This is a genomic window from Legionella taurinensis, from assembly GCF_900452865.1.
GTDB classification, from domain to species: Bacteria; Pseudomonadota; Gammaproteobacteria; order Legionellales; family Legionellaceae; genus Legionella_C; species Legionella_C taurinensis.
Genome location: NZ_UGOZ01000001.1, coordinates 1,110,513 through 1,128,650, shown reverse-complemented (window position 1 = coordinate 1,128,650; position 18,138 = coordinate 1,110,513). Strand labels below are relative to the sequence as shown.

The following is an 18,138-nucleotide window of genomic DNA, read 5'->3' as shown; positions in this document are numbered from 1 at the left end:
CGCAATCCCCTTGCAACGTTGAATGAAGTATATCAATATAGCTAATCGCAGCGCGTTTGTGGAGAGTATTGCCTACGCTGCACATGAATTGCCAACCGGAAACACCATGCCTTTGACCCACCAGGATATTATGCGGCAATTGCGGCAACAAAACTACGTGCTTGTGCCCTTTGCCTTACCGTCTACTGTCATCCATGACGCCATGGCGGCTTTTTTCCGATTTTTAGACGAACCCCAAGCCATCCGGGAGCACATCGATTTTACGGTGGCCCCAATGCATCGCCGCGGCGATGTGGGGTTTAAGCAACGGGATCCCGCTGACGACAGTTACAATGACAGCAAAGCCTTTTTTCATTTTCATCCTGCCATTTTTCAACGCTGCGGCGCGTTTCTCGCTCAGCACCCGGTGGTTAATGATTTTATGCTGAAAGCAGAACCCATCTGGCAAGCGGTTGCCTCCACGGTGCATGACCTGTTAACGACGCTTCAGCCGCCTTTTCCGGGACTGGTCAACCGTGTTTTTGACACCACGGACGTCCATATTCTTTTACGCTTTTTGAAATACAACTGGCAACAATCCGGTAAGTACTTGGCCAAACCCCATTTCGACGCCGGCTCCATGACCTTAGCCATCGCCGAAAGCGGTCCGGGTCTTCGTATCGGCAGCGGCCCGCATGATTTAACACCGGTTCAACAGCAGCCCGGCCATGCCATTTTTATGCTGTCCAGTAATTTCAAGCAAATCATGCCTGCCGATGAGTTGACCGCGGGTTGGCATGACGTCATCCAGCTCGATGAGACCTTCATCGGCAAACCCTACTCACGCTGGGCTTTGGTCGCTTTTATTGAAGCCCATGGCGTGACGGCTTTACCCAGAACCGAAACACACAAATGGTTTCAGGGTGAAACAAGGCCGATCTCTCCTTAGGCCAGTAGAAAGCGCCAACTCAAGATTCCCGGTTTCACAAACATCGGGGATCGCGAGGTGCAGGGCTGTTCAGCAACCAGCTGCGCAAAGCGGATTTGCAGCACGTCGCGATCCGTAGAGGCCATAGTAACCCGCCAGTGGTAGGTGCTGTGCAGGCGATTTTCAACGACAGACTGCATGCAGGGATAGGTCCCTAACGCTTCGATAACGAAACGATAATGCAATCCTTTTGCTTCATAAGGGCACCCCTGCCCCTGCAGGAGACGCTCAATGACCTGATTGGCTCTGTCTGAGGGCAGGAGGCAGGCAGGCCATGCCGTGAAAGCGCCTTTCTCGATGATTTGCCTTATCTTTTTCTCCATCACCTGAACGGCCCTGTGTTTAGTAATCAGTTGGTTCAGTGACTTGTGATAAAGCCATACCCGTTGTTGCTGCGACAGCACCAACAGCATCATCAGACTTAAAAACAACAGGGCGGTGACCAGCATAAAACCTTTGGAATTCACGGGATGCGCACCAGAGCATTGACAATCCGCTGCTGGTTATCTGCAAGCCCCAGCGTGACCGTCAGCACCTGCCCTTTAGTGCCGGCGTGCAATCGGGCAAAAAAGGAACGGACAACCGCGCTTAATTCTTCTGCATGACGGGATTGATAAAACAACGCCGGTTCACCGGTTTGGTTTTTCTGCACAAAGAATTGCTCCTCAAGCCACTCCCCCACATAAGCAGGCGGCGTATAGGGAAATTGCAGCGGGTCTTTCAGCGTGAGTTCACATTGACTTTCACCCTGCGCCTTCATGCGCTCAATGGTGGTGACTTCCGCATGAAAACAATCGGCAATCATGATGACCTGGCGAGGGGATAATCGGCAGCCGGTATCCACCAGCACCTGCGAAGGGCTTAAGATGCGGTTTACTGCCGTAAAATCCTCACTCATGCGTTTGACGGCAAGGCGATTTTCAGTGCCGCCTGACAGGGTAATCGCCGCCAGGGATTGCCGCTTGCCGCGTCGGTCGGCTGCAGTTAACCAGCCTATTCCGGCACAGGGCGTAAACCCGGCCTGGCGTATATTATCCTGCAACAGGTCAATGATCATCTGCACATCATCACTCGCTGTCACCTGCTGTTGAAAGGAGGCTTCGTGGCGACGGGTCATGAAGTAATGGTTAAACAATGCGCCTAAAAGGATGCTGCCAAGCAGTAAGCCAATCATGATTTCAACGAGGCTGAAGCCCGTTTGTCTTGTCATTTTTTTCCTCCTTCAAGCGAAGGAAAAGGCTTAAGGCCTGCCAATCGCAGCTCATACTCATTGTCGCTTGTTAAGCACTCGCTGAATTGGGCTTTCGCCTGATTGAAGAGGCAGAGGCTCTGCCATTGCTGAGTTAAAAGTCCGAATGATGTACTTAAAATCACCAAAAGTGTGATCAGTACTTCAATCAAGGAGAATCCTTGTGAAGAGGTCATATTCCATTTTCCCTGGGTTGGTTGCCGGCGTTAGCCTAGCGTGATTCGCTGCCTCTGACAAGATCACTCTGCGTTATTTTAATCTTCCACTTGTGGTATAGGTTGCGGTAAGATGAGGCGAAATTATTTTCAAGGAGAGACCTTTGCCCTGCGATTATCATCTGCTGCCTCATGAAGGGATTCGCTCACTCAGTCCCTATGTTCCCGGCAAATCCATTGACGAATTGGCCAAGGAAAAGGGATTAGACAATATTATCAAACTGGCCAGCAATGAAAACCCGTTGGGATGCAGCCCCTTAGTCAAAGAGGCGCTGGCTAAGCTAACCGGTATTCAACTTGCCACTTACCCTTCCTTGATTCACCACCCGCTTCGCGCGGCACTGGCCGAAAAATTAGGCATCAAAGAACCCATGCTGGCTTTCAGCAATGGCTCGGATACCCTGTTTTCCCTGTTGCTCATGCTGTTTGCCCTGCATCAGGACAAACACATGCTCACGCATGCCCACGCCTTTGTCTCCTACAGCATTCAGGCAAAAATTCTGGGTATCCCGGTCGTGACATCGCCTGTGGGGGAAAATTACGAGGTGGATATCGACAGGATGATTAGCCTGTGCAATGACCAAACGGCCATCCTCTTTTTAGCGAATCCCAATAATCCGACCGGCCTTTTTATTCCGCTTGATGACGTGAAACGGCTTTTGCATGCCATACCGGAAACCACCATTCTGGTGCTCGATGAAGCCTATTATGAGTTTGCTTATCCGCGCGGAGATAAAAGCAGCCTTAATCTCTTGAATGAATACCCAAACTTAGTCATCACCCGCACCTTTTCCAAGGTTTACGGATTGGCTGCCCTGAGGCTGGGCTATGTCATGGCTAATCCGACTATAATTGACATGCTGTTACGCATTCAACCGCCTTTTGCAGTCAATCAGGCGGTACTTGAAGCCGGCTATGCGGCCATTCACGATCTTGATTTTGTTACCCAGACACTGATTACCAATGCTCAAGGCATGCAGCAAATGGAGAAGGGACTCAAGGCGCTGAATTTGCAGGTCTTGCCGTCTAAAGGCAATTTTATCAGCTTTGACTGCGGCATGAGCAGCCTGCCGATTTATGAAGGCTTATTAAACCAGGGGGTTATTGTACGTCCTCTTGTTCCTTTTGGTTTGCCTAATCATTTACGGGTGACCATAGGAACCATGCAGCAGAATATTCGTTTTTTAAATGCTTTGTCCACGTGTTTACACGATCACCGTAAGGAGCTAGAACATGAAAAGTGATTTGCAGCATAAGCATTGTGAATCCTGTGAGGGTATAGGTCAGGCGCTCACCGCCGAACAGGTTAAAAACTTAATGCCGCAGCTGCATCAAAGTTGGGACGTGGTGAATAACAGCAAGGAAATCAAACGGTCTTTTTCATTTGCTGATTTTTATGAAACCATGGCCTTTGTCAATGCCATCGCCTGGATGGCCAACAAAGAAAACCACCACCCCGATCTGGAAGTCGGGTACAACTATTGCCACGTTCGTTTCATGACCCATGCCCTGCAGGGGTTATCCATGAATGATTTTATTTGCGCCGCCAAGGTGGATGCGCTGCTGGATTAACTGCATCAATAACCCGTGGTTTCACACAGCGACACGACATGTCACGCGTTTGCCGTGGCATGTCGGAAGCGGCTTGCCAAAGGCAGTAAGCCACCCAGACATGGGGTTCATCTCTGTCTCCAAATAAAAATCCAGTGCAGCGCCTACTACTCAAAAAAACGATAATAAAATAATGTTAATTTTTCATCATTTTGATTCATTCTATTTATGAATAGACAAATACAACTCATTGCTTGGTAGCCTCCGAGGACTTAATACCAATCAATGATTACGGTAGGTAAAATCATTCCATCTGCTCCGGCTGCGCCACAAGGCTACTACGATGCAAACGTCAGAAAAGATAAGAAATTCATTGGGTGGAAAATCACGACCAAATCGCAAGTAAGCAGGGAAGGCAATGGGCAAGTGATAAACGTTAGTTAAAAACTTGCCCTATTATTCAAGGACCTTGAAATAACTGAGAAATTTGGATGACTTATGGTCTGTCATCGATTTCTTTACGCTGGTTAGGCAGGAAATCTTTGCGATCCAATCCCATGACCACCGCTAAAGCACCAGCCACGTAAATAGACGAATACGTTCCGACCACAATACCGATAATCAGCGCCAGAGAGAAGCCGCGGATGGTCTCGCCGCCGTAGACAAACAGGGCCACAACCACAAACAAGGTCAGGACCGAGGTCATGATGGTTCGCGACAAAGTCTGGTTAATGGAGATATTCATGATCTCCAGAGGCGAAGCACGGCGAATTTTAATGAAATTCTCGCGTACGCGGTCAAACACAACGATGGTGTCGTTCAGTGAGTAACCGATAACGGCGAGCAAACCAGCCAGCGCCTTTAAATCAAATTCAATACCGAACATGGCGAAAACACCGAGGATCAACACCGGATCATGAATAAGCGCAACAGCCGAACTGACCGCCAGACGGTATTCAAAACGCATGGCGATGTAAATCATGGTGGCCAGCAGCGAGACAATGATCGCCAGAGCCCCTTTAGTCGCCAACTCCTCCCCAACCTGGGGACCGACGAAATCCACCCGTTGTTTGGTCGCCCCGGGCAAGGCGCTCATCACCTTGTCCACCAGCTCGCTTTGCTCCATGTCCGCTTTGGGGCCAATGCTGATGAGCACGTCTTTTGACGTGCCATAACTGACAACCTGGGCTTCTTTAAAACCGGCCTGATACAGGTTCTCACGAATAGCGGTCAAATCCGCGGCGTCAGTGTAGGTGACCTCAATCTGGGTACCGCCGGTAAAATCAAGTCCCCAGTTCAGGCCATTGATAAGCAAGGCCGCGATGGAAACAATAAAAATCAGCGCTGACAGGAGGGCAGTCCATTTACGCGCCCCCATGAAATCGACATTTGAGTTTGGATTAAAAAATTCCATCTAAACCTCGCATTAAATACCAATAGACAGTTTTTTGACATTACGACCGCCGTAATACCAGTTCACGATGGCACGCGTGTAAGTAATACTGGTCAACATGGAAGTAATTAACCCCAGAGACAGGATCACAGCGAAACCTCTGATCGGGCCAGTACCAATGGCAAACAAAACAATCCCTACAATCAGGGTGGTTAAGTTGGCATCAAGAATGGTCGAGAATGCACGATCATAGCCTGCGTAAATGGCCGCCTGCGGTGACAGGCCATTGCGTAATTCTTCCCGTATGCGCTCGTAGATCAGTACGTTGGCATCGACCGCCATACCCACGGTTAACACAAACCCCGCAATACCGGGTAATGTCAGCGTGGCGCCCATAATCGACAGAATGGCGCTTAGCAAAATCAGGTTAAGGAACAGGGCAATGTCGGCGACAAGACCAAAGAAATGGTAGTACACCAGCATCAGCACCAGAATCAAGCCCATACCCACTTCCAGAGACACCATGCCGCGGCGGATATTTTCTTTACCCAGGGAAGGACCTACTGTTCTCTCTTCAACCGGATAAATGACCGTGGGTAAGGCACCCGCCCTTAACAGCAGGGCAAGATTGCTGGCTTCCTTGCTGTCGGACAGGCCGGTGATCTGGAAGTTATTGCCCAACGCATTCTGGATGACCGGCGCACTGATGACACGTTCTTCGCGGCGGGTCATGCGTTTGTTCACGCCATTGACGTTTTGAATGCTGGTTTTCGTTTCCACAAAGACAATCGCCATGCGCTTGCCAATGTTTTCACGGGTGATTTTGGTAAACAAATTTTCACCGCCGCCGCCCAGTTGAACCTGAACCGCGGGTGTTGCAGTTTGTTGATCAAAACTGGAGACCGCACTGGTGATGGAATCGCCGCTTAACACGACCTGACGTTTCAACAGAATCGGCTGGCCGTCCATCATGTACAGCTTGCTGTTAACCGGCACGGCGCCCGTTTGTTTCGCCACCTGCGGATCATTTTCCTGATCGACCAAATGGAATTGCAGGGTGGCCGTACCGCCAAGAATCTGTTTGGCGCGAGCTGCATCCTGAATGCCCGGTAAATCCACCGCCACACGGGTTGCGCCCTGTTGCTGCACCACGGCCTCACCCACACCCAGCTCATTGACGCGGTTACGCAGAATGCTCATCGTCTGTTCGATGGTATTCTGGCGAATGGTGTTTAACTCATCCGGGGATAAGGAAGCGGTCATGCTCAAGGTTTTAGGCGAGGAGGCAAAAACCAGTCCTGAGAAATTCTCACGCACACCCTCCTCGGCATCACTCATGGCCTTGGGCGTGCGGAAACGGATCTGGATGCCTTTTTCATTAATGTAACGGATGCCTGCATAGCGTATACCGCTTTCGCGTAAATTCTGCCCGATGTTTTTCATCAAGCCTTCATAGCGGCGGTTAACCACACTGTCGACATCAATCTCAAGCAGGAAATGCACCCCGCCGCGCAAGTCAAGCCCCTGTTTCATGGGTTCCGCACCAATGCGGCGCAGCCACTCCGGTGTCGAAGGGAGCAGGTTAAGCGCCACCGTGTAATCGGAGCCCAGACCATTTTTAATGACATCCTGAGCCAACAGTTGCGTATCCGTGGATGGAAAACGAACCTCCACGCCTTCGCTGCCTTGCTCGATGGAACTGTAATCCAGTTTGGACTGCTCAAGCAGTTGTGTCACTTCATCCTTTAACTCCTCGGTGTTGGCACCGGATTGAGAACTCACCTGTACTGCAGGATCTTCGCTGTAGAGATTAGGTATGGAGTAGACAAGACCAACGACTGCAATCAACAGCAGCGCCAGGTTTTTCCAGAGGGGGTATTTATTCTGCATTTCCTTTCCCTGTGACAAACTTAGAGGGATTTAATCGTGCCTTTGGGCAACACATTACTCACCGCATTACGCTGGATACTGATTTCAACACCTTCAGCAATGCTGGCTTTAATGAATTGCTCATCAAGACTGACTACTTTGGCGATAATACCGCCAGACGTGACAATTTCATCGCCTTTTTTCAGCGCAGTAACCATTTCACGGTGTTCTTTGGCGCGCTTGTTCTGAGGTCTTATCAACATAAAGTAGAACAATACAAAAATAGCCACAATCATAATCAGTGAAAACGCACTTTCAGATTGATTAGCCGGCGCAGCCGATGTTGCCGCCGCCATTGCATCGCTAATAAAAAAACTCATCACACTCTCCTCAAGTTCACTGCCTGCTCCGCCATAAATCAATGCGGGCAGTCAAGATAGCGTGACATCATAGCGAGATTTCACGCAGAGGTAAATGAACATTCAAGGGAAATTGATCGCATGAGCGGCTATTGACTCACTGGTTTTGACAATAATGAACATTGTGCTGGATTAAAAGCCTCTGGGCCAGCAAAGGCGTATGCTGAAGCAGGTGATGAAAATAGGCGCGGGTGTAGTTCTGTCGGCAGACGGGGCAGGCGCATCCTGCGGACAGCACAGTAAAATCCTGACTGTACTGACTATCAGACAGATCCATGACCTGACCTTGATCATACACACGGCCGTTGACGGCATCATTCGCCGGGAAATCGGCTTCTATCAGTCCCACGATGCTTTCGGCCGCAAGAAACGCATCCAGACGGTTACGGTAATGATAAGTCCCCTCTTCCTCAGAAAGAAGCCGAATCCCGTGCCACTCGGGTTTAAGCCTCTCGCAGTAGTCTGCAAGGCTTGGTGACAGCACGACATAGTCGGGTTTTAAGGCAATTAGTAATGCAAGGATACCTGCCGCGTCCAACTGGATAATTTCCCCATCATAGTGGGAACGCACCCGGTAATGCCCGGCTTTGTCTTCTGTCAGGGTCGATGCATTCAAGACCAATTCACCCGACCAGGGATAATAGCTTTTCAGGCCGCCTGAGGATTTAAGAAAATCCAAACCGGGCTTCATCAGCAAGGCATCAAGGTACAAAGCCGCAAGGCTAATGCCGGCTTGTTGCCAGTTGTCCAGCGTCAGGCAACTGCCGGCATGGGACGTTAAAACAGGAATCAGGCGTGGCGTTGTCGGCATAAGACTCTCGGTAATTAAAGCAATAAACTGGCATCGCCATAACTGAAAAAGCGGTAACGCTCTGCAATGGCTTCGCGATAGAGATCCATCGCCCGGGCATGCCCAATGAATGCAGAAACCAGCATCAGCAACGTTGATTCCGGCAGGTGAAAATTAGTGATTAGGCCATCACAGATTTTAAACTCATAACCAGGGTAAATGAAAATGTCCGTTTCTTTAACGCAGGCTTGCAGTTGCCCGTCAACCACGGCGCTTTCGAGGCTGCGAAGGGCGGTGGTACCGACGGCGATCACGCGTTTACCCGACGCACGGGTGCGGTTAACCGCTTCAGCAAGCGCGTCGCTGATGATCAATTGTTCGCTGTGCATTTTGTGATCTTTAATGGCTTCGCAGCGAACCGGCCTGAATGTCCCGGCTCCGACATGCAGAGTGGAATAGGCAATCTGCACCCCCTTTTGCTGAAGCTGCGCCATCAGGGAATCATCAAAATGTAAACCGGCCGTGGGCGCGGCCACAGAGCCTTTATGGCGGGCATAAACGGTTTGGTAGCGCTCAAAATCCGCTTTTTCATCGTGGCGGGTAATGTAGGGGGGCAACGGGATGTGACCAATGTCGGCAAGCATGGTGTCCAAATCGCCCAGCGTCTGGCAATGGTACAAATCGTCCTGTTTGGCAAGAATCTGAACCTGCCATCCGTTCGCCAAATCAATGATCATTTGTGCTTTGGGGGCCTTGCTGGCTTTGATATGGGCTAAGAACTGATTGTCGGGTTTAAGGCGTTCGATGAGGAACTCGACCTGACCGCCGCTGGGCTTTCTCCCGAAAAAGCGTGCAGGGATGACTTTGCTGTTGTTCATCACCAGCAAATCCCCGTCATTTAAAAAATCGGGCAGTTGCTTGAATTGCTGATGCCGGTACTGCTCCTCGCCGCGGCGGTAAACCAGGAGACGGGAATCGCTTCGTCCGGGCAGCGGGTATTGCGCAATCAGTTCTTCGGGTAAGTGAAAATAAAAATCGTGTTTGTACATCAATCAACCTGTAAAGTAAATTGACGCCATTATACTGCGACTCCGGCAGGATGGCATAGTCACTGGCAAGAAAAAGCGGCCTAAAAGGCATTAATCTATGATAGGATAGCCCCCTTCTTTGTATTGATTTGATGTGGCTATGTTAACCCTGCGGCAAATTACCCTGTCCCGCGGCAATAAAGTGCTTCTGCAGAATGCCAGCGTGACCCTTTATGAAAAACAGAAAGTCGGTCTTGTCGGCAATAATGGCTGTGGTAAATCCAGTCTTTTTTCGCTGCTTCTTGGGCAGCTTGGCCATGACAGCGGCGAATGGTTCCTGAATCCGCACACCCGCATCAGTCATTTGTCGCAGCAGATTCCAGACAGTACCGAGGCAGCGCTTGATTTTGTGTTGGCCGGCGATGACGGTTATCTCAACCTGCAAAAACGGTTGCAGGAGGCTGAAGCCCTCGGCAACCATGAGGCGGTGCTCGATTGCCACACCCGGTTAAACGAGACCGGCGGTTACAGCAAACCGTCTCAGGCTGCCGCGATCATGTCCGGTTTAGGCTTTAAACCGTCTGAACTACAAAATCCGGTCAACAGTTTTTCCGGCGGTTGGCGCATGCGCCTGTCGCTGGCGCGCTGCCTCATGAAGCCAGCGGATTTGCTGCTGCTTGATGAGCCCACCAACCACCTGGACATGGAAGCCATTTTCTGGCTTGAGAAATGGTTGAAACAATCACCCAGCAGTATTTTACTGATTTCACATGATCGTGAATTTCTGGATGCCTTTGTCAGCCATATTCTGCACATTGAAAATCAGACCCTGTCGCTTTACAGCGGCAATTACAGCCGCTTTGAGCAAACCCGGGCCCAACAGCTGGCTCTACAGCAAATCATGCATGAAAAACAGCAGCTGAAAATCAGCCACATGATGGCGTACGTGAACCGTTTTCGCGCCAAAGCCTCGAAAGCCAAGCAGGCACAAAGCCGTCTGAATGCCATTGCCAAAATGGACATCGTTGCCCAGGCGCAGGTGGATTCGCCGTTTTCGTTTGAATTCTACCCCTGTCCGCGTGCCGGTAATCCCCTGCTTAACTGCGTGCAGGTCGCTGCCGGATACGATGCTGGCCGCCCCATTCTTAAGCGCTTGAATCTGATTTTAAACCCAGGCGACAGGATTGCCCTGCTCGGCCCGAACGGCGAGGGTAAATCAACCTTCATTAAAACCTTAACCGGCGGCCTCCCTGTGTTGGCCGGCGACATTCACCGCTCGCCGCATTTGAAAATTGGCTACTATGCTCAGCACCAGCTGGATGAACTGGACGATAACGCCAGCCCCCTGCAGACCATTCAGGCCTTGTCGCCGGATGCACGGGAACAAAGCATACGAGATTACCTTGGCGGGTTTAATTTTGTCGGCGACATGGCCGTTAATCCCATCACCCATTTCTCAGGCGGTGAGAAAGCCCGGCTTGCTTTAGCCAAACTGGTCTGGCAAAAGCCCAACCTGCTGCTGCTGGATGAGCCGACCAACCACCTGGATTTGGGCATGCGCGCAGCCATTGAGATTGCCCTGCAAAGTTATGAAGGGGCCTTGATTTTGATTTCCCATGATCGCCACCTGTTAAAAACGACGGTGGATGATTTTTACCTGGTTTATCAGCAACAGGTGCAGGGCTTCAAAGGGGATTTGGACGATTATTACCAGTGGCTGCAGACCAAAGACAGTCAAAAGGAGACCTCGTCTGCCAACAATGCCAACCAATACAAGGAAAAGCGCAGCCTGCAAAACCGCATGAAAAAGCTGGAGCAGGTGATTGAGAGTCGTCAAACTCAATTGGCCGCGCTTGAAGAGGCTCTGGCGGATGTTTCCCTGTATGAGGCTGCTCAACAGAATAAATTAAACAAACTGCTGGCTGACCAACATCAACAGCGGGAGGCACTGGCTCTGGCCGAAGAGGAATGGCTGGCCATTGTCAGTTCACTGGAGGATTAAGCCCTGAATCAGGGCTTGTTTTTTAACTGCTGTAACAATAAGCGGGCTGCAATCTGCTCGGCTTTCCGGCGGCTTGCGCCAACGCCCTGGGTCATCGCCATCACTCCCTGCACTTTGCAGGTGATGTAGAAGACCTGATCATGCTCTTCCCCTTCCGTTTTCTCAAGCAGGTATTCCGGAAGCGGCATTTTTTGCGCTTGAAGGTACTCCTGCAATAAGGTTTTTGCGTCTTTTAAGTTGTCATGCAGGCTTTCGTCCTGCAATCGACTTTTAAACAGGTGGTGAATCATCTGGCGGCTGGCGTCAATACCCCCATCGAGGTACACCGCGGCGATTAACGCCTCCAGGGCATCGGCCAACGTTGATGCCCTCCTGAAACCGCCGCTTTTTAATTCGCCCTGCCCGAGATAAAGGTAATCACCAAGCTCAAGCTCCATGGCAATCTCAGCCAGCATTTCGCCTTTGACCAGAAAGGCGCGAAGGCGGCTTAACTTGCCTTCGCTGCAATCGGGAAATAATTGGAACAGGGCATCGGCAATAATGAAACTGAGAATGGAATCGCCAAGAAACTCATAGCGTTCATTGTTTTCACTGCCCATGCTGCAGTGGGTTAAGGCCCGCTTTAAGTGATGGATGCCTTTAAATTCATAACCCAGGCGCCGGCAAAGGCGCTGTAAATCACTTTTTACCAATATTAACCTCTTTGGTCTCGTCAAAATTAAACATCAGGCTGATGTTATAAAACAACGGTCTGACCACCGTGTACTTGACGTTAATGTTAAAATTGCCCTGGCCGTCGGGAACAATGTTGACCTCATCCAGTTTGATGTCATCCAGGCCATTGATGGTGAATTGGTTCGCCAGACGCTTGCGCAAAACCATCGCATTGGCCGCCGTGTCAGTGCTGAACTCCGCAGCCTCAATGTTCTCAAGAGCACTGATGGAGCGTTTAACCTCGAAATGCTGAATGTAGACCGGAACGACCCGCATAATGACCAGACCGGCGATACAAACGACAATAACCGTGAACAACATACCGATTAACGTGAGTCCCTGTTGGTTACGCATCCTGATTTCCTTCCCTGATTAATGAATAAATCGCCCTATCTTAGACCAACGTAGGCTGTCGGTTTTACCATTCCAGCTCATCCACACAAAAAAGGCCTTGCCGCGCAGGTATTGGTCTTCAACAAATCCCCAGAAACGGCTGTCCGCACTGTCGTCACGGTTATCGCCCATCATGAAATAATAACCCGGCGGTACTTCAATTTCAAAATCGGATGCCGGAACATCAGGGCGAACATAAATATCATGGTCAACACCGTTTAAATTCTCACTGTAGCGCGCCACGGCCTTACCGGAGCTCTCATCCGTTGTGTATTCGATGAATGTCTGCCTGGCCTCCTGACCATTGATGTACAGGACCTTATTACGATAACTGATTTTATCGCCCGGCACACCAATAACCCGCTTTATGTAATCATAGCCCGGATTGGGTGGCCAGCGAAAGACAGCGATTTCGCCGGTTTTAGGGTTGGCAATGGGGATAATTTTCTTTTCCCAGACCGGTAATCGCAGGCCGTAGGCGAATTTATTCACGGCCAGAAAATCACCCACCAGCAACGTGGGTTCCAAAGAACCGGAAGGGATACGGAAGGGCTCGACTAAAAACGATCGCAAAAGCAGCACGATGAAAAAGACTGGAAAAAAGGAGCGGGCATACTCAATGATTTTTCCGGGTTGTTCATCCGGTTCCCGTTTTTTTGCCCAAAAAAGGATATCCAATAAATAGATAAACCCGGATACGGCAGATAAAACGACTAATAATAAAGCAAAATTCATGTTGGATATCCTATAGAATCAACTGCAGCCTTCACTTATTTTTTCCTGTCGGTCTGGAACACAGCCATGAACGCTTCCTGTGGAATTTCCACATGGCCCACCTGTTTCATGCGCTTTTTACCGGCCTTTTGTTTCTCCAGCAGTTTACGCTTACGGCTCACGTCGCCGCCGTAACATTTGGCCGTTACGTTCTTACGCAGGGCTTTCACCGTCTGGCGGGCAATGATGTGATTGCCGAGGGCCGCCTGAATAGCGACATCAAACATCTGACGGGGAATGAGCTCGCGCATTTTATCAACCAGCGCCTTGCCGCGGGTATAGGCCGAATCACGATGGACAATCACCGCCAGCGCGTCCACTTTCTCGCTATTGATAAGGACATCCATTTTGACCATGTCCGCCTCATCAAAACGCAGGAAATTATAATCCAGCGACGCGTAACCGCGGCTGACGGATTTTAATTTGTCAAAAAAATCAGACACCACCTCACTCATGGGTAAATCATAAGTTACCGACACCTGACGGCCGCTGTACATCATGTTAACCTGCACGCCACGACGCTCGACGCAAAGGGTGATGATCTGCCCCAGATAATCCTGCGGCACTAAAATATTGGCGCGGACAATCGGTTCAAACATTTGTTTGATTTGCTGCGTTGGCGGCAATTGGGAAGGATTATCGATCATCACCGTGTCACCCTTGGTGGTAACGACTTTATACACCACGGTGGGTGCCGTTGAAATCAAATCAAGATTGTATTCCCTCTCCAGACGCTCCTGGATGATTTCCATGTGCAGCATGCCCAAAAAGCCGCAGCGAAAACCGAATCCTAAGGCTTCTGAAGATTCGGGTTCATAAAACAGCGAGGCATCGTTGAGGCTTAATTTAGCCAGGGCTTCGCGAAAGGCTTCGAAATCATCGGCACTGATGGGAAACAGGCCGGCATAAACCTGGGGCTTGACGCGTTGAAACCCGGGCAAAGGTGCTGCGGCTGGATTTTTTTCAAGGGTTAAGGTATCGCCCACTGGCGCGCCCTGGATTTCTTTAATACCGGCCACCACATAACCCACTTCGCCAGCCTGCAACGTCTCCTGGCGGGTGCGCTTGGGGGTAAAGATACCGACCTGATCGATTTCATAAGTCCGGCCGGTGGACATGACTTTCATCTTGTCGCCTTTGCGCATGGCCCCGTTCACGATACGCACCAGCGACACCACCCCCAGATAACTGTCAAACCAGGAATCGATGATCAAGGCCTGCAGGGGCGCTTCGATCTCGCCCTCAGGCGGCGGAATACGCGCCACCAGGGCTTCAAGCACATCCTCCACACCCAGCCCGCTTTTCGCGCTGGCGCGAATGGCATCGTGTGCTCCAAGACCAATGATGTCTTCAATTTCAGCGATAACCCGCTCGGGTTCAGCCTGTGGCAAATCAATCTTGTTCAACACGGGCAGGACTTCGAGTTCCTGATCAATGGCCGTGTAGCAGACCGCCACGGTCTGAGCTTCCACACCCTGCGCAGCATCGACAACCAGAATGGCCCCTTCGCAGGCAGCCAGCGATCGGGACACTTCATAGCTGAAATCCACATGTCCTGGGGTATCAATAAAATTCAGGAGGTAGGTTTTGCCATCACGGGCCTTGTAGTTTAAGGAGACGCTTTGCGCCTTGATGGTAATCCCCCGCTCCCTTTCAATGTCCATGGAATCAAGCACCTGATCCGCCATTTCCCGGTCGCTTAAGCCGCCGCAGAGTTGAATAAAGCGATCAGCCAATGTGGATTTACCATGGTCAATATGGGCAATAATGGAGAAATTGCGGATTCGAGTTAAGTCGCTCAAGTGAAAAACCTGTTTATAAAAGGGGGCATTTTAGCTCAATAATCTTCCGGCAGAAAGTCTCTCAAGCCATGTATGCCTCAATTTATCACGAAAAAATCGCTGTGATTGCAAAATGCTGTAAAAATAGCGATGATCCACAGAGTTTAGGATTGGTTAACCAGCACGGGTCAAGATAAAGGATTATTTTTAGTCAAAAGTGACCAATTCGATTTGCTGTTGTTTTAATTTTTTACTACAATCGGCTTTTTTGATCAAACACTAAAGGGATGCCCCATGCGACGACTTGCTACTTTCTGCCTTACCCTCCTGGCTCTTTTAACCCATGGCTTATCCCATGCCGATTCCGCGTTTACGCACCGCAAAGATGTTCAAAATTTCATCAATACCATGGTTAAACAACACCACTTCAACCGCCAGGAACTGACCGCCGTGATGAGCGAAGTGCAGTTACAGCCGCAAATCATTGAATCCATGGAAAAACCCTATGAGAAAAAAACCTGGGATGTTTACAAACAACTGTTCCTGACACCCCAGCGTCTGCAGGGCGGCCTGGAATTCTGGAAAGCCAATCAGGCCATACTGGCGAAAGCTGAAAAACACTACGGCGTTCCCGCCAACATCATTGTCGCCATCATTGGCGTGGAAACCCTGTACGGCAAAAATCAGGGCAATTACCGCGTCATCGATGCCCTGTCGACCTTAGCCTTTAATTACCCCAAGCGTTCACGTTTCTTCACCAAGGAATTGGGTGAATTCTTACTCTTATGCCGCGAACACCACGTAAAACCCACACAGTACATGGGCTCTTATGCCGGCGCCATGGGCAAACCGCAATTCATGCCCAGCAGTTACCGTACGTTTGCTGCCGATTTCACCAACAACCCCAAAAAGGATTTAATGAACGATGATCAGGCGGTCATCGCGAGCATTGCCAATTATTTCCACAAGCATGGCTGGAAAAACAATCAGGGCATCGCGCAGCCAGCCAAAATCAATGGGTATGGCGTCAAACGCATCAATACCAATTACCGCAGTGCGGTTTACAGCATGAGGCAATTGGCTGCCGCCGGCGTGAAACCACTGACTGCCGCTCTGAATCAACCGCAGAAAGCCGGCTTAATTGAATTAACCACGCAAACCGGCCCGGAGTATTGGTTAGCCTATCCGAATTTTTATGTCATTACCCGTTACAATTCCAGTCCGCAATACGCGTTAGCCGTGTTCCTGCTGTCCCAGCAGTTAAAGGCGCAATGGACAGCGAATCAAAAGGGTAAACAATTTGCCTATGCCTGAGGAATTCAGGATACCTGAGGCCTGCTGCCCCCTGGCAACGGGCCGTATCATTAAACAAGGATGTTAGCGTGGCTACCACATTTATCTTTGCTGAGTCATTAACGGATGAAGGGTGTGTCAGTCTGGTTATCGAGCAGGATAATCAGGTTGTCCAAGGCTGCACTGAACGTCGTTTTGAAGACATCCGTCAACTGCAAAGCGGCACAAAAACAGTCGTGGTGCTTCCGGCAACGCAGTTTACCTTCCATTCCGTGCAATTGCCCTGGCTTGGCGATAAAAAAGCCAGAGCAGCCCTGCCTTATGCCCTGGAAGATCAATTGGCGCAGAACGTCGATGAATTGCATTTTGCTTTTGACCGGCAGTACTACAGCGAAGGCCGTTATCTGGTGGTGGTCAGCGACAAAACTTACCTTCAGGACATTATTCAGCGTCTTAAGGACAAAGGCATTGATTTTGACGCATTGACCGTGGACTGGTTTGCCTTAAACCCCCACGAAGTCTGTGTTTTACCTGAGTATTCGTTAATTCACAGCGATCATTTTCGCGGCGCATTGACTCAGGATTTGCAAGGCTTCCTGCCGAAAGCGCTCGAACAAAAAGTCTATTTTTTTACTGACACCCCAGCGGATCTCATTCCTGCCGACGCCCTGGCGACTAACAAAGAATCGCGGGAGTGGCTGGCAGAGCGTTTATTACACAACAAACCCTTTGATCTGGGCCAGGGGGCCCTGACCCACGGCTCAGCCAAAACCAGCCTTAAACACTGGTTGATTGCCGCTGCCGCCATGGTTCTCCTCTGGGTGACCAGCCTTATCGCCGTCAACTGGATTAAATTTCAGGAATTAAACACTAAAATTGCTGCCCTCGACAACCAGATTGCTGTCATCTACCGGCAGTTTTTCCCAGAGGCAAAACAGGTGATTAGTCCGCGCTTTCGCATCACTCAGTATTTAAAAAGCAACCAGGGCACCCAGGAGCAACCCTTCTTTGTGCTGCTCAATAAACTTGCGGCCGCGACAAAAGCCACGACCATTGAGATTGAGCAAGTGCGTTTTCAGAATAAAACCCTGCAGGTCAGTTTATCCACCAACGACTTTGCAAGCCTTGAAGCCTTGCTAAACCGTCTGAAAAGCGACAAAGTGGCAGTAAAACAAAATCAGGCCTCGACGGTTGAGGACAAAGTGGTCAGCACCCTGGAGCTTACTCTGTGATTGCTTACTGGCAGAATTTGAACGAACGCGAACGCTGGATGGTGGTGATTGCCGCCCTGGCGGTTATGGTGTACGGTTTTTATCTATTCATTTATTCCCCACTGACGACTGCCGTCAGCACCCGCACACAACAGTTAAAAGAAAAAAGCGAAACCCTGGTGTGGATGCAGGGCATAAAGCGGCAAGGCGGGCAACAATCCCCTAAGGCCATTGATAACAGCAAATTATTGTCCATTATCGCCTCACAATTAAGCAACAAGACATTCAGTCCCTTCCCTTACCAGCTTGAACAAACTGGCGTCGGCGATATCCAGCTCAGTTTTGAACAGGTTCCTTATGCGGCCATTCTTCGCTGGCTGTGGGCCTTAAACAGCGATTACACCGTGACACTCAAACAAATTCGTATGGATAAAACCAACACGCCCGGGGTCGTTAAGCTGATGGTTCTGTTGGCCGCGACTTAACGGG

At 50.2% G+C, this 18,138-nt stretch carries 19 protein-coding genes; 7 read left to right on the top strand and 12 right to left on the bottom strand.

The genetic code is table 11. The annotated features are described in order from the left end of the window. The first annotated feature begins 22 nt into the window (after positions 1-22). Positions 23-928 (top strand): hypothetical protein, encoded by a 906-nt coding sequence (locus tag DYE45_RS05335; RefSeq protein ID WP_108292032.1) that lies wholly within the window; start codon positions 23-25, stop codon positions 926-928. On the opposite strand, the gene DYE45_RS05330 is transcribed toward DYE45_RS05335, so the two are convergent. Genes DYE45_RS05330 through DYE45_RS05320 form a run of 3 tightly spaced genes read right to left on the bottom strand, consistent with a single transcriptional unit; the run spans position 925 to position 2,392 of the window. Beyond that, on the bottom strand, positions 925-1,434 hold the full coding sequence (locus tag DYE45_RS05330; protein ID WP_108292034.1) for a hypothetical protein: 510 nt from the start codon (positions 1,432-1,434) through the stop codon (positions 925-927). The two genes, DYE45_RS05335 and DYE45_RS05330, sit on opposite strands and share 4 nt — an antisense overlap. After that, positions 1,431-2,177 carry a PilW family protein gene (locus tag DYE45_RS05325; RefSeq protein ID WP_108292036.1) on the bottom strand — a complete coding sequence of 249 codons (747 nt, stop codon included), beginning with the start codon at positions 2,175-2,177 and terminating at the stop codon, positions 1,431-1,433. The genes DYE45_RS05330 and DYE45_RS05325 overlap by 4 nt, the downstream gene beginning before the upstream one ends. Next, the gene (locus DYE45_RS05320; RefSeq protein WP_108292038.1) at positions 2,174-2,392 is read right to left on the bottom strand and encodes a type IV pilus modification PilV family protein; all 219 of its coding nucleotides are present in this window, start codon (positions 2,390-2,392) and stop codon (positions 2,174-2,176) included. Before DYE45_RS05320 ends, DYE45_RS05325 begins: the two co-directional genes overlap by 4 nt. Positions 2,393-2,535: 143 nt before the next feature. Between DYE45_RS05320 and hisC the strand changes: the two genes are divergently transcribed. Continuing rightward, positions 2,536-3,675: a histidinol-phosphate transaminase gene (hisC, locus tag DYE45_RS05315; protein WP_108292040.1), complete on the top strand. Its 1,140-nt coding sequence runs from the start codon at positions 2,536-2,538 to the stop codon at positions 3,673-3,675. Next, positions 3,665-4,003, top strand: a complete 339-nt coding sequence (locus DYE45_RS05310) for a 4a-hydroxytetrahydrobiopterin dehydratase (protein WP_108292042.1) — start codon at positions 3,665-3,667, stop codon at positions 4,001-4,003. Before hisC ends, DYE45_RS05310 begins: the two co-directional genes overlap by 11 nt. Before the next feature lie 475 nt (positions 4,004-4,478). On the opposite strand, the gene secF is transcribed toward DYE45_RS05310, so the two are convergent. From secF to queA, 5 genes are all read right to left on the bottom strand, one after another. Beyond that, positions 4,479-5,396, bottom strand: a complete 918-nt coding sequence (secF, locus tag DYE45_RS05305; RefSeq protein ID WP_108292044.1) for a protein translocase subunit SecF — start codon at positions 5,394-5,396, stop codon at positions 4,479-4,481. A 12-nt stretch (positions 5,397-5,408) separates the two neighbouring features. After that, a complete protein-coding gene (secD, locus tag DYE45_RS05300) occupies positions 5,409-7,265 on the bottom strand; it encodes a protein translocase subunit SecD (RefSeq protein ID WP_108292046.1) in 1,857 nt (618 codons plus the stop codon). A gap of 20 nt (positions 7,266-7,285) precedes the next feature. Next, complete coding sequence (yajC, locus tag DYE45_RS05295; RefSeq protein ID WP_108292048.1) at positions 7,286-7,624, bottom strand: preprotein translocase subunit YajC; 339 nt, start codon at positions 7,622-7,624, stop codon at positions 7,286-7,288. 136 nt (positions 7,625-7,760) lie between these two features. Continuing rightward, positions 7,761-8,474: a tRNA guanosine transglycosylase family protein gene (locus DYE45_RS05290; protein ID WP_115300560.1), complete on the bottom strand. Its 714-nt coding sequence runs from the start codon at positions 8,472-8,474 to the stop codon at positions 7,761-7,763. A 14-nt stretch (positions 8,475-8,488) separates the two neighbouring features. Continuing rightward, complete coding sequence (gene queA / locus DYE45_RS05285) at positions 8,489-9,502, bottom strand: tRNA preQ1(34) S-adenosylmethionine ribosyltransferase-isomerase QueA (RefSeq protein WP_108292052.1); 1,014 nt, start codon at positions 9,500-9,502, stop codon at positions 8,489-8,491. A 139-nt stretch (positions 9,503-9,641) separates the two neighbouring features. Here queA and DYE45_RS05280 point away from each other — a divergent pair, with 139 nt between their 5' ends. Next, positions 9,642-11,483: an ABC-F family ATP-binding cassette domain-containing protein gene (locus tag DYE45_RS05280; RefSeq protein ID WP_108292054.1), complete on the top strand. Its 1,842-nt coding sequence runs from the start codon at positions 9,642-9,644 to the stop codon at positions 11,481-11,483. Between the two features lie 8 nt (positions 11,484-11,491). Here the strand turns inward: DYE45_RS05280 and rnc are convergent, their stop codons facing one another. Genes rnc through lepA form a run of 4 tightly spaced genes read right to left on the bottom strand, consistent with a single transcriptional unit; the run spans position 11,492 to position 15,166 of the window. Further along, the gene (gene rnc / locus DYE45_RS05275; protein ID WP_108292473.1) at positions 11,492-12,178 is read right to left on the bottom strand and encodes a ribonuclease III; all 687 of its coding nucleotides are present in this window, start codon (positions 12,176-12,178) and stop codon (positions 11,492-11,494) included. Next, positions 12,162-12,551: a DUF4845 domain-containing protein gene (locus tag DYE45_RS05270; RefSeq protein WP_108292056.1), complete on the bottom strand. Its 390-nt coding sequence runs from the start codon at positions 12,549-12,551 to the stop codon at positions 12,162-12,164. The genes rnc and DYE45_RS05270 overlap by 17 nt, the downstream gene beginning before the upstream one ends. Positions 12,552-12,569: 18 nt before the next feature. Next, a complete protein-coding gene (gene lepB / locus DYE45_RS05265) occupies positions 12,570-13,325 on the bottom strand; it encodes a signal peptidase I (protein WP_108292058.1) in 756 nt (251 codons plus the stop codon). A 35-nt stretch (positions 13,326-13,360) separates the two neighbouring features. Then, positions 13,361-15,166 carry a translation elongation factor 4 gene (gene lepA / locus DYE45_RS05260; RefSeq protein WP_108292060.1) on the bottom strand — a complete coding sequence of 602 codons (1,806 nt, stop codon included), beginning with the start codon at positions 15,164-15,166 and terminating at the stop codon, positions 13,361-13,363. Positions 15,167-15,439: 273 nt separating this feature from the next. Here lepA and mltB point away from each other — a divergent pair, with 273 nt between their 5' ends. From mltB to DYE45_RS05245, 3 genes are all read left to right on the top strand, one after another. Further along, positions 15,440-16,459, top strand: a complete 1,020-nt coding sequence (gene mltB / locus DYE45_RS05255; RefSeq protein ID WP_108292062.1) for a lytic murein transglycosylase B — start codon at positions 15,440-15,442, stop codon at positions 16,457-16,459. A gap of 68 nt (positions 16,460-16,527) precedes the next feature. Then, the gene (gspL, locus tag DYE45_RS05250; protein ID WP_108292064.1) at positions 16,528-17,670 is read left to right on the top strand and encodes a type II secretion system protein GspL; all 1,143 of its coding nucleotides are present in this window, start codon (positions 16,528-16,530) and stop codon (positions 17,668-17,670) included. Further along, the gene (locus DYE45_RS05245) at positions 17,667-18,134 is read left to right on the top strand and encodes a type II secretion system protein M (RefSeq protein WP_108292066.1); all 468 of its coding nucleotides are present in this window, start codon (positions 17,667-17,669) and stop codon (positions 18,132-18,134) included. The genes gspL and DYE45_RS05245 overlap by 4 nt, the downstream gene beginning before the upstream one ends. The last annotated feature ends 4 nt before the right edge of the window (positions 18,135-18,138 follow it).